8 protein-coding genes and 1 pseudogene are annotated in these 12,214 nt (G+C 66.2%); 5 read left to right on the top strand and 4 right to left on the bottom strand.

The genetic code is table 11. The features are described from left to right. Positions 1 to 3 precede the first annotated feature (3 nt). The gene (locus IQ782_RS24890) at positions 4 to 1,377 is read left to right on the top strand and encodes a BamA/TamA family outer membrane protein (RefSeq protein WP_240989560.1); all 1,374 of its coding nucleotides are present in this window, start codon (positions 4 to 6) and stop codon (positions 1,375 to 1,377) included. Positions 1,378 to 1,392: 15 nt separating this feature from the next. Here IQ782_RS24890 and IQ782_RS24895 read toward each other — a convergent pair whose 3' ends face one another. From IQ782_RS24895 to IQ782_RS24905, 3 genes are all read right to left on the bottom strand, one after another. After that, positions 1,393 to 2,634, bottom strand: coding sequence for a glycosyltransferase (locus IQ782_RS24895; protein WP_194137375.1), 1,242 nt, complete (start codon positions 2,632 to 2,634; stop codon positions 1,393 to 1,395). Positions 2,635 to 2,765: 131 nt separating this feature from the next. After that, positions 2,766 to 3,407 carry a response regulator transcription factor gene (locus tag IQ782_RS24900; protein ID WP_194137376.1) on the bottom strand — a complete coding sequence of 214 codons (642 nt, stop codon included), beginning with the start codon at positions 3,405 to 3,407 and terminating at the stop codon, positions 2,766 to 2,768. 115 nt (positions 3,408 to 3,522) lie between these two features. Next, a complete protein-coding gene (locus IQ782_RS24905; protein WP_194137377.1) occupies positions 3,523 to 5,481 on the bottom strand; it encodes a hybrid sensor histidine kinase/response regulator in 1,959 nt (652 codons plus the stop codon). 428 nt (positions 5,482 to 5,909) lie between these two features. Between IQ782_RS24905 and IQ782_RS24910 the strand changes: the two genes are divergently transcribed. Both IQ782_RS24910 and IQ782_RS24915 read left to right on the top strand, forming a co-directional pair. Next, entirely contained in the window at positions 5,910 to 8,156 is a 2,247-nt protein-coding gene (locus IQ782_RS24910; protein ID WP_194137378.1) for a BapA prefix-like domain-containing protein, read from the top strand. Between the two features lie 485 nt (positions 8,157 to 8,641). Beyond that, positions 8,642 to 9,646 carry a response regulator gene (locus IQ782_RS24915; RefSeq protein ID WP_194137379.1) on the top strand — a complete coding sequence of 335 codons (1,005 nt, stop codon included), beginning with the start codon at positions 8,642 to 8,644 and terminating at the stop codon, positions 9,644 to 9,646. Between the two features lie 190 nt (positions 9,647 to 9,836). Here the strand turns inward: IQ782_RS24915 and IQ782_RS24920 are convergent. Beyond that, positions 9,837 to 10,631, bottom strand: a pseudogene (locus IQ782_RS24920) (IS5 family transposase). 85 nt (positions 10,632 to 10,716) lie between these two features. On the opposite strand from IQ782_RS24920, the gene IQ782_RS24925 reads away from it, so the two are divergent. Together IQ782_RS24925 and IQ782_RS24930 are read left to right on the top strand one after the other, a co-directional pair. Then, entirely contained in the window at positions 10,717 to 11,124 is a 408-nt protein-coding gene (locus IQ782_RS24925) for a hypothetical protein (protein WP_194137380.1), read from the top strand. A 212-nt stretch (positions 11,125 to 11,336) separates the two neighbouring features. Further along, positions 11,337 to 11,954 carry a TetR/AcrR family transcriptional regulator gene (locus IQ782_RS24930; protein ID WP_194137381.1) on the top strand — a complete coding sequence of 206 codons (618 nt, stop codon included), beginning with the start codon at positions 11,337 to 11,339 and terminating at the stop codon, positions 11,952 to 11,954. Positions 11,955 to 12,214 lie beyond the last annotated feature (260 nt).

The raw sequence follows: 12,214 nt of genomic DNA on the forward strand, positions 1-12,214 counted from the left end.
TCAATGACCCCTCATCTGCAAGACGGCGTGCTGCGCGCGCCCCGGCGTCCTGCCCCGCCGCACGGCCTTGTCGCGCTGCGCCGCCATCGCCTGCTCTCCTGCGCCTCGGCGCTGGCTCTCGTGCTGCTTACCCTTGCCGCCCCCAGCCAGGCCCGGGTCTACCGCGAGGTCGAGGTGCGCGGGGCCCGCTTCATCCCCGAGGACGACATCCGCGCCACCTGCAGTGCCCTGCCCGGCGCCGATTACCAGGACTACGACCTGCGCGCGATCGAGGATTGCCTGATGCTCACCGGCGTGTTCGAGCGGGTGCAGCTGCGCGGCGAGGGCTCGACGCTGGTCATCGACGTGACCGAGATCGACACCCGCCCGGGACGGATCGAGGGTGCGCTCTCCTACATCATGCAGGACGGATTTCTGGCCGAAGCTTCCTACGAGCAATACGACCTGCTGCCGGGCACTTTCGGTTCCGTTCAGCTCTCCTTCAACAGGCAGGTGCGCGAGCTCCAGGGCCATCTCTATCGTGCGGACCAGTTCGGAGAGACGCTGGACATCGGGCTCGACGCGATCTGGCGCGAGACCAACTATGACGACCGCAGCTATTCGGACGGCGGTTACCGCGTCGAGCCCTACCTCGCCTGGACCCCGACCGAGGTCCTCCGGCTCGAGGCCGGGCTTGGCTGGCGCGACTACCGCATGTACGACGTCGAGAGCGATGCCAGTCTGCTGCTGCAGCGCGAGGAGACCGATGGCATCTCGGCGCCCTACGCCCGGCTCGCGCTGACCTTCGGTGCCAGCGCGGAGTTGGTCCTTGACGAAGACTGGGCACGCCCCGCCTATTCCGTCGAGCTGCAGCAGTACCTGTGGAACCTCGGCACCGAGGATGTGATATCCGACAGCCGCGCAGAGTTGCGCGCACGTTCCCCGCTGGCGCCCGAGCTTGCGTTGCTGACCACGCTGCGCGGCGGAAACGTGACCGGGCTGAACGACAACAACACCCGTGCCACCGACCGGTATTTCCCCGGTGCCGACACGTTCCGAGGCTTCGCGCCGCGCGGCATCGGCCCGCGCGACGGCGACGACATGCTGGGCGGCAACAGCTATTTCGTCGCCTCGCTCGAGCTGCAGCGCAATTTCGGCACGGTCCTGTCGCTACCGCTGCGCGGCGGTGTCTTCGTCGAGACCGGCGCGGCCTGGGGACTGGACGACACGCTGGACGGGCAGATCGACGACGCCCGCCACCTGCGCAGCTCGGCCGGGCTGTCGCTGACCTTTGACGTCGCCGAAATTCCCGTGTCGCTCTTTCTGGCGCAGCCGCTGCGCAAGGAGCCCGGTGACGAGACGCAGGCCTTCGGCCTATCGTTCAGCGCCCGGTTCTGAGGCCGTTCGGCAGCGCTAGCCCCCCGCGTCCTTGGTCCGCGCGTCCCGATTTGCCATGGCCTGCCGGAACAGACCCATGTAGCGCGGCGCGACGGCGGGCAGGCTGTAGTGAAGGCGCGCGAGATAGCGCGCCTTCTGGCCGTAGCGGAAGCGCCGCGCCGGATCCTGGGCCAGCGCCTCGATCTCTGTGATCCAGGCGTCGTCGTCATCGGGCAGCAGCCGCCCGTTGATGTCGTCAAGGATCAGTTCGGCCGCATACCCCCGGTCGGGCGCCAGCACGCAGCCGCCGCGACCGAGGATCTCGACCAGACCCCAGTTGGCGACGCCGAACTGCAGCGGGTAGAGAAAGAGGTCGATGTCCGAGAGCCGCTGCGCGAACGCCTCGTAGGGGAGTTTGCCGGGAAATTGGATCACCTCGGCGGCCCGCGGATAAACCTGCAGCAGGTGATCGCGGAAGCTGGCCACGGCACCACCGTACTTGCGCGCCACCCATTGCTGCTCGTAGCCGTAGGTGCTGCCTTCCGCGCCGCCAAGCGCCACGAACTCGGCCTGCAAGCCGCGCGCCACCAGCTTGTCGGCCAGCCGCACGAAGACCTCGAACCCCTTCGAACTGGACAGGTCGCGCGCCGAGAACCCGATCGTGAAAGGCCGGGCTCCTTCTCGCGGGGCGGCCGTCTCATCCTCGAAGGCGAAGCCCTCGAGCTGCACTTCGATATTGGCCTGCAGCGCCTCGGGGAACATCCGCTTGGCGTGCTGGCTGGGGCAGATCACCAGATCGCTGCGCAGCGCCTGGTGGAAATTCAACATCTCGAGGTTCTTGTCGCCCATGCGCTGCGACTGGTCCGGCGGGTAGTCGCTGCTCCAGCCGTGGGCACGGTAGCTGGGGAATTCGATGTAGCTGACGATCGCGGCCCCGGTCTCGCCATAGAGAAAATGCGGTGCGCCCCAGAGCGAATGCGCGAGGATCACGTCGATCTTCTTCTTTTCCTCGAACTGCTGCACCGCACGCAGCAGCCCTCGCCCGATCCGCGCCGAGCGCTCGAGCTTGGCGGTATAATAGTAGTTCTGCGGCCCCACCACGGGCCCGTCGGGCGCGAACTCCAGAATGTGCTCGCCACGATGGGCGTTGCGCGCGCGGTGGCCGGGGGTGGTCAGGAAATAGGTCTCGGCCAGCCTGGCTTGCCGCAGGTAGTCACACAGATGGCCGAACTGCCCCGGATAGACCGCCCCGGCAAACACGATGACCGGCTTTCGCATGTATTTCACCTCGCATCATCGCCCGGACAAAGCCAAGGCTCGCGCGTAGGTTAGGAGACTCCTTAACCGAAGAATACATACTTTGGAGAGTCGCGCGTGGGTTGCGGCAGTTCCGCCACGCTCCACCGGGCTCAGATGATGTTCATATCGCGTGCGACGATCACCGCCTGCGTGCGGTTGCTGGCCTCCAGCTTCGAGCAGATGGATTTCACATGCATCTTGACCGTCGCCTCCTTCAGCCCCAGCGCTGCCCCGATGTCGCGGTTGGACTTGCCCTCGGCCAGTTCGGCCAGCACGTCGTTCTCGCGCTCGGACAGCTGCGCCGCCGTTCGCGGCTCGCGCGGGGCAACGCGCTGCCTCTCGATCAACTCGACCGGGATGTAGCGCCCGCCCGCCGCCATGAAGCGGATCTCGTTGGCAAAGGCCTTGAGCGAGGTGGTCTTGAGCACGAAGCCCGCCCCCCCCAGCGCCAGGACCTCGGGCACCAGGTGCGCCGGCGGATTGCTGGTCAGCAGCGCCACGGGCTTGCCGCCATTGCGGCTGATCGCGCGGCCCAGCCCCTCGAGCCCGTTCATGCCCGGCATGTTGAGATCAAGCAGTACCAGATCGTAGGGCCCGTCGCGGTCGATCGCCGACAACGCCGTATCGAGATCCGGCGCCGTCGACGCGCTCACGTCGTCGAGGTTCTCGATGAACTGCGCAAACATCTCGAGGACCATGGCGTGGTCGTCGGCGATGAGGATGCGAACCGGATCCGCACTCTTGCTGGTCATGTCTCTCTATCCTTCGGGCACGGACTCTGCGGAGGGCGCGGACCGCACCGCAAGTCCATATCAGGCCTCAATATGGCAAGGAACGCGGCGCTCCGCCAGCACCACTCCTCGGGCCTCAGAACGGCGGGTCGCGCAGCGCCGCGGCGGTGCGCTCAAGCGCTTCGGCCAAGGCGGACATCTCGGCCTCGGCGGCACCCTGCCCCGCCTTCACCGCATCTTCGAGCACACGCAGCCGCCGCTCCGCCAGGGCAAGCCCCGTCAGGCCGCAGGCGCCGGTGGCGGCATGCAGGGCACATCCCGATGCGGCATTGAGCCCTCCGCGCAGCAGCGCCATTGCCTGCTCGGCCTCGGCGAGCGCCCGCGCCATGAAGGCCAGTGCCCGGTCGCGGCCCAGCTCGCGCGCGAGTTCCGAGACCACCTCCAGCGAAATCACCGGTTCCCGCGTTTCCGCCGCGCCGTCCGCCGGGTCCGCCAATGGCGCATCGAGGGGATCGGAAGCTCCGCCGCGCAGGGCCGCCAGCGCCGCGCAGAGCTGCCCGGGTCGGATCGGCTTTTCCAGCACCTCGACCATACCCGCCTTCAGGCAAGCCGCGCGGATCCGGGTATCCACATGTGCGGTGAGCCCGACGATCCGCAGCGCCGCCGGGAAGAGGCCCTGTCTCACGCCCGCCCTGATGCGCCGCGCCAGCTCGACGCCGTGGAACTCGGGCAGCGTGACATCCGAGAGCACGATATCGGCCGGGCCGCCTTCGGCCAAGCGAAGCAACTCCAGCGCCTCTGCGCCGCGCCCTGCCTCCTGCACCTCTGCACCGGCATTGCGCAGAACCTGGCAGAGCCAGCTTCGACTTGCGGGACTGTCCTCTATCACCAGGATCCGCGCCCCGACCAGCGCCCGCTCCGCGTCGGCTTCGGGTTCCGGCTCGGGGATGTCGATCGCTGTCGGCAACCTGAAACGCGCCCGCAATATCGTGCCGATGACTTCCGCGCCGTCTTTGGCCGTATCGGCCCTGTCCTCGATTTCCAGCGTGCCGCCCAGTTGCATCAATGCATGCGCGAGCACCTCTAGGCCGCCGGAACGCCTTTGAGCCGGGCGTGCATCTGCCGGCGTGGCCGGGACCAGCGCTGACATATTCCCAGCCGCCACGTGGCCAAGCGCCTCCTGCAGCCGCGCGCGCTGCGCGGGCGGCAGGCCGCCACCGAGGTCGCGCACCTCGAACCTGATCTCCAACAATGGCTCCCCGTCCGGGCCAAGCTTCGGCAGAGGCGTCAGCCACAGCTCTGCCTCGATCTTGGCGCCGCCGTGTTTCACCGCGTTGTCGAGCATGTTCTGGAACAGGGCCCGCACGAAGCGCACCGGTCCGTGGACCTGCTCCGGCCCGGCGGACCCGGCGTGTAGCCTGAGTTCAGCGCCGCGCTGCGCGGCCAGCGGCTGCAGCATCGCCACCAGCGCTTCCACCTCGGCCGCCGGAGAGAAGGCGGCGTCGGGCTGCAGCCCGCTGCCGCGCTGCTCGCCGCGCAGCACCGAGAGCACGTTGCTGACATGCGCCAACGACAGATCCGCCGCGCGGCGCAGGCCGGCCAGCGCCCCGGAACCGGCGGTCGCTCCGGTGACCAGCGCCTCCGCCGAGGCCAGCAGCGACTGGATCGGCGTCCGCAGGTCATGCGCCACGCGCAGCAGCGTCGCCGCCCGCGCCCGGTTCCGCAGCCATGTCGCCTCGTCCTCGCTGTCCGACAGCCGCAGGAACAGGCCCGTCGCGGGGCCGACCGGCAGCGCGACAAGTTCGCCCTCCAGCTCCTGCCCCATCAGCGTCACCGCAACCCGGGCGCTGCCGGCACGCCGCGCACGCGCGCTGATCTCGGGCCAGTCAAGCACCGAACGAAGCCGCGCCGCGTCAAGTCCGAGCGCCTTGGCCGGGGCATTGGCCAACAGGATCTGCCCCGCCTCGCTGGCCAGCAATGCCGCGCGGCGGTCGGTGGCGATGAGCCGGGCGATCACCTGCACCACCGGCCGATAGACCGAGACATCCTCTTCCGCGCCGCTTTCCGGCGACGGCACACGGCGTTCTCCTGTCATCGCGTTCCCTCCTGCGGCCTGGCGAGCAAGTCGTGCCCAGGGTGTGATTATAGACACTTGTGATGCGATTGCGCCCCGTCCGCTACAAAAGTCTCGGGTCCGAGCAACTGAATCACATACTATCGTATGTATCACCCGGGACTTCATGATTCCAGCGACCACTCATGACCAGAACGCGGCGCGCCGAAAGAGGCATTTTTCCATCAATTCGCCGTAATTTACGTTACTTTTGTTTCCAATTTCCCGCCCAATGTCGCCCTGGAAGCGCAATAGGCCCTGGAAACGCGGTGAAAATTCTCCAACCCAACCAAACGACAATAGTATGTTGACTGACGATACTTTCGTATGTTTTGATACATACCAAATAGTGTACTTCTATTTTCACGACCCCGCACCGAATGCGCGGGTGATATTGCAAGGGTTGAAAGATGGCTGAAACGGTTATTCAGGCAGGTCAGGAAATCGGCATCCGCATCGATGCTGTCTCCGCGGACATTGCGCGCTACACGCGGCAAGGAAAGACGCTGATCGTCGAGTTGAAGAACGGCGACCGGGTGATCATCAATGATTATTACACGCCGGCAGAAAACAATTCGCTGCACAGCCTGATCCTTGGCGATTCTGAAGAGGCGGCGGTCGAGGGCGAAGGGGCTGCCGGCCTCGGAATGAGCATGGAAGAACAGGCCGCGCTCGCCGCAGCGGGCATCGGCGCTCTTGGCATCGCCCTGGCGAGTGGCGGGGGCGGAGGCTCCAAGAAGGACCCAACCGACGGCACTGATCCGACCGACGGGACAGACGGCACCGACCCGACCGACGGAACGGACGGCACCGACCCGACCGATGGAACCGACGGCACCGATCCGACCGACGGAACCGACGGCACCGACCCGACCGATGGAACAGACGGAACCGACCCGACTGACGGAACCGACGGCACCGACCCGACTGATGGAACCGACGGCACCGATCCGACCGACGGAACCGACGGCACCGACCCGACCGATGGAACCGACGGCACCGATCCGACCGACGGAACAGACGGCACCGACCCGACCGACGGAACAGACGGCACCGATCCGACCGATGGAACCGACGCCACCGATCCGACTGATGGAACTGACGGCACCGATCCGACCGATGGCACCGACGGTACCGACCCGACCGATGGAACGGATGGCACTGACCCGACCGATGGAACCGACGGCACTGACCCGACCGATGGAACCGACGGCACTGACCCGACCGACGGGACAGACGGCACCGACCCGACCGACGGAACGGACGGCACCGACCCGACCGACGGGACAGACGGCACCGACCCGACCGATGGAACCGACGGCACCGACCCGACCGACGGAACGGACGGCACTGACCCGACCGACGGGACAGACGGAACCGATCCCACGGATGGCACCGATGGAGTGGGCACGCAGGGCTTCCTCGACCCGCTGGTCGCCGACGAGGGCCTGCTTGGAGATGTCACTGGAAATGACGGGGTGCTCGGCGAGGTGACGGGGTCTGAGGGCCTGCTCGGCGAACTGCTCGGACCTCAATCCGAGCTCAGTGAGCCCTTCGAAACCCTGATCGGCCAGCCCCTGCTCGGCGACGGCACCATCAGCTCGGAAACCGGGATTGCCGACGGACTTGTTTCCGACGACGGCCTTCTGGGAGACGCCACCGGGAATAGCGGCGCCCTCGGCGAGGTCACAGGCTCGCAGGGCCTGCTGGGCGAGCTGGCCGGCAACGATGGCGCGCTTGCCGAGATTACCGGCAGCGACGGGCTTGTCGGCGAGCTGACCGGAACCGGATTGCTCGGCGACACGGATGGCACATCCGACGGGACACCGGGCACCGGTGAGCTGCTTGACGGCGTACTTGGCGAAGACGGATTGCTCTCTGGCGTCCTCGACAGCGGCGAGGGTCTGCTCGACCCGGTGATCGCCGATGACGGCCTGCTCGGCGAGCTCACCGGCAACACCGGCGCGCTTGGCGAGGTCACGGGGTCCGACGGTCTGCTCGGTGAGCTGGTCGGCGACGACGGCGCGCTCGGCGAGATCACCGGCGAAGACGGGTTTGTCGGCGAGCTGACCGGCACGGGACTGCTCGGTGACGGAGATGCCGCCGATGGTGACGAGGACCTGCTTGGCGGACTGCTCGATGGTGGCACCGAAGATGTTCTCGGAGGACTGCTCGACAGCGGCGAGGGAGTGCTCGACCCGGTGATCGCCGATGACGGCCTGCTTGGCGACCTCACCGGCAATTCAGGCGCACTTGGAGAGGTCACTGGTTCCGACGGTCTGCTCGGTGAATTGGTCGGCAACGATGGCGCGCTCGGCGAGATCACCGGCGATGACGGGCTTGTCGGCGAGCTGACCGGCACGGGACTGCTCGGTGACGGCGACGGAAGCGGTGGCGGCGGCGTGGACGAGCTCCTCGGCGAACTCATCGATGGCGGCTCCACCGAAAGCCTTCTCGGCGGCGAGACCCCGCTGGACGGTATCCTCGGCGAGAACGGCTTGCTGGGTGACAGCGGACTTCTGGGCGACGAAGGCCTGCTCGGTAGCGGCGAGTCCCTGCTCGGAGGGCTGACGGATGGCCTGAGCGACGATGGATCCCTGCTCGGCGGAGACCTGCTCGGCGGCCTCTCCGGCCCCGGCGAAGAAGATTTCAGCTGACCCCACTCACGGAACAACAGCTGAAACCGGCCTGCCCCGCTCCCCCACCCCCTTCGGCGGGGCAGGCCCCCCAAATTCCCAGTGATCCCCCAGTTTCCAACCGAGAGGCCTGCCCCATGGACCCGCGCCCGAAGCCCTCCCGGCCATCATGGACCCTGACCTATGCCGCTCGCGACCGCTGCCGAACGACCTGGGCGCAATTGCCCGCCGGGCAGCGCGGCGCAGCGAACCGCTGCGCTGCCCCTGCAGCAGGTGACGAAGCCGCGGGAGATGCCGATTTCCGCTCCCACGCAATGGACCCGACCCACAAGGACAGCACCCCCCGCGTATTCTGCTCCGGCTGGTGGATCGCTCCGGCAGCCTGCCTTGGCACCTTGGGCTGGGTCGCGCTGCTTGCAGCGGTACTGTAATCCGGCCCGCCCGGTCGTGCTGCCGCGAGCCCTGAAGACACCGCCCTGTCTCCACTGACCGAAGAGGACCATTTCATGCGACTGCTCGCCGTCGATGACAGCCCAGTGATGCGAGATCTGATTCCGCTGCTCGTTGACACCGACATGGTGGTTAGGAGCGCGGCCTCGGGATCAGCGGCCCTGAGCATGTTGCAGGGCTCGGAACAGCCCTTTGACTGCCTGCTGCTCGACATCGAAATGCCGGGCATGGACGGGATCGAGCTGTGCCGACAGGTGCGCAGCCTCCCCCGCTACACGCTGACCCCGGTCATCATGCTCACGGCCCGCACCGACGGGGGCAGCATCGAGGCCGCATTCGCCGCCGGCGCCAATGACTACATCGTCAAGACGCTGAATACGCGGGCGCTCAGGGGACGCCTGCGTGTCGCCGAACGGCTGCGCGACGCGCCCGGGATGTTCCGGTGCGACCGCCGCCGGCTGAGCACTTTCGGCAGGCCCCGCGGGGCGCATCCCTTCTCCGCATCACAGAGTGTCACCATCCTCGGCACCGGTCAGATGATCGACCCGTTCTCGCTTGGAAATTATCTCGCGCAGCTGCCGCGCCGCGACATCGAACGCAGCCGCATCTTCGGGGCCCGGCTCGACGACTTCGAGGAGATTTATCGCAGCACAACGACGCCCGAATTCGGAAGCCTTCTTGTGGAGGTGGCGGAGGGGCTGCAGACCTTTGTGAAATCATCATCGGCACTGACCTGCTACGACGGCAACGGCAGGTTCATATGCCTTGCTCGCAGCGCCGATTTGCCCGCGCCCGACCAGATGGAGGCCGAATTGGCCGCGCACCTTCAAGCGACCTGGCAGCAGGATGCGCCCGCTGCGGTGCCGCCATCGAGCGTCACGCTCGGCACCCCGGTCACACCCTTCGCGAACAAGACCCAAAGAGTGCGCAAGTCCCTGCTGCGCGCCCAGGCCCGGCTCGAGGCGCGTTCAGCCCGAAAAGGGCTCTGCAACGTCGGGGTCCGGCATCCGTTGGAGACGATCTCGATGCGTGCCGCGGGCCTCGATGTGCCCCGGACCTGACGTCCGCCATCCATGTGCCAACAACGCCACGCGCGGAAGGTCGCAGTGACCCTCTATGAGCGCGGTCGGGAGGGGACCGACCTACCCGTTCCGGAATCGCATGAGCGCCGTTGAGATGTCTGCGTCGCATCGGGAACTCTTCGGGTTTTCGCTCCCCGAGGCCTTGCCCAGGGTCAGCACTCGTTCACTCTCAAAGGCAGAAGGTAATGGTCGCGGCGAGTGCGATTCCTGTGAAGAGGGTTTGTTGGCAGCGGTCACAAAGGGTCGCAACACTCCGCCATCCCTTGAGTCCGCCGAAACTGATTTCGATCCGGTTGCGCCGCTTGTACCTGCGCTTGTCGTGCCGGACGGGCGTCTTCCGTTTCTTCCGGGACGGGATGCAAGGACGCATCCTCTTGCCCTGCAGGGCGTCTCTGAACAAGTCGGCAGCCTGGCCACGATCTCCGAGCAGCCGCTTCACGTCGGGCGGCCCGCTGACCAGCGCACGCGCCCCGATGTGGTTACTGACGGGGCCGGCAGTCGGGAACCGGTCGATGGGCCGCCCTTGGCTGTCGCAGAAGGCGTGCAGCCTTGTGTTCCTGCTGCCTTTGGTTCGGCCGATCAGACGCCCACGCCCCCCATTTTGACGCCGAGGCTGGACGCCGTACGATGGGCCTTCAGATGAGTTGCGTCGATCACCACGGTCGTATCCTCACCGTGCTCGGCCGCCAGCCCCGCCGCAATCCGGGCGATGACGCCCCCGTTCGTGGTCTCTTTCGAACCGGTGGCGTTTGGCCGCCCACCTCCACCGCGTCCAACGCGGTGGAGAGCGCCTTGTGGAGCCAGCCTCCTTCGGGGCATCTGGCCACCGCAAGCCATTGCGATTGAGGAATGACTATCCCGCTCAGGACACGCCCGTCATCAACTCGGGGCTTGCCATCCGACTTCGGAAGGCAAGGCTCCAGACCCGCCATCCGGCATCGTTCACCCAGAAGAGAACTGACATGCTCACCGCTCGTTTCCGAACGATGAGGCATGTTCGCCCAACCAAATCAAAGGGTCCTGACCCTAACCACAGTGTGCCGGCCAACGTGAACCTCATCGACAAGATGTGGCACGGAAGCCCGCACGACGACCTGCTTCAGTTCCGCGATGTAACCGCTCCGCTGCAGGATACGATCCGCTCGCGTATCGGCGACGAGGCCGTGGACGCGCTGCTGTGCGCGATCAACGCCAACAGCCGAGGGCACACAGGGAGGGCGGCGCGCAAGTCGCGACAGTCATGCGAAGGCAATGCAGAGCGCCTCCCGCAGCTGGGCACAGTGACATTGCCGCCGACGTCCGAGGCCGGGATCGAACGTACCATCGTGGTGCAGGCCGCAAAAACCGGGGCCGAAACAGAGTTTCAGCTCGATATCGCCCGCCGGAACGAATTCGTCGCTGGAGCGCTTGGCCGGCGCGACAGGGCATCCCCGGATTTCGCCGCGCAGTTTTTTTAGATCGGCCGCATCTCCCGCACCGGCAGCAGGCCACACTCCGCGATGCCGGTGGAAAGACGCGCCGTCCGGGCAGCCCCATAGGCAAACCCTTGCGTTTTTTGTGCGCGAAACCCGCAAAATCGCCAACAGCAGCGGCTATTCTGCCATCGCCGTTGGCATGGCCTTCAAAAACAGGTAGACCAGTTCGTAACTTCACGAGCACGGGACACAGCATGAGCGCCGAGGCCAAATCGCCCCCTGTCGCACGCCCACGTCGCACACAGGCCGAACGCTCGCAGGAGACCCGCAACAAGGTCTGCGAAGCCACGCTTCAGGCGCTTGTCGAAGTAGGCTACGAACAGATCTCCACCACATTGATCGCTCAGAAGGCGCAAGTTTCTCGCGGTGCGCTGACCCACCAGTTCCCGACCCGCAACGACATGCTGGTCGCCGCCTTCGAAAAGCTGGTGGGCGACTGGCGCGACGGCTACCCCTTCGGGCTGGATCCGGACAAGGAGCAGCTTTCGGTCGATGAGCTGATCGACGCGCTTTGGGCGAACATCTTCGCCGATGGTCGCTACATCGCGGCCATGGAACTGATGCTGGCGGCACGACAGGACAATGAGCTCGGCCACGCGCTGCGCGACATCCTCGTGACCTGGATCCGCAAGCGCGACCGGATCACCGTGCGGCTTGTCGGCGGCGACGTCGACGATGCCGAGGCCGATCTGAAGGTGCAGCTGCACCTCTCGGTGCTGCGCGGAATCGCCATGCACCAGAGCTTCGATTCCGATCCGCAGACCGCCATCAAGCTGGTCGATCTGTGGAAGAGGATCGCGCGGAAGGCGTAATCTGCGGTTCCAGCCGAACTTCCGGACAATGTTGCTCGTAAATTCAGCACAGCCAAGGCCTCGCTTTATCAATGGCTTGCGCAGTCGATCGCGCCATTCGCCGATTTTTTCCCTCTGCGATGCATTTTTTTGCACCTCTACAGTTGATTTACGAACAGCGCTGACCGCATGATGCGGACAATACTGTTCGTAAGTGCCGCGATGCCCGACGAACAGGCTGGAGGAATCGCCCGGTCCTACGGGCCGCAACAGGGAAGACC

It is taken from the genome of Salipiger mangrovisoli (genome assembly GCF_015223355.1).
In the GTDB taxonomy this organism is placed as follows: domain Bacteria; phylum Pseudomonadota; class Alphaproteobacteria; order Rhodobacterales; family Rhodobacteraceae; genus Salipiger; species Salipiger mangrovisoli.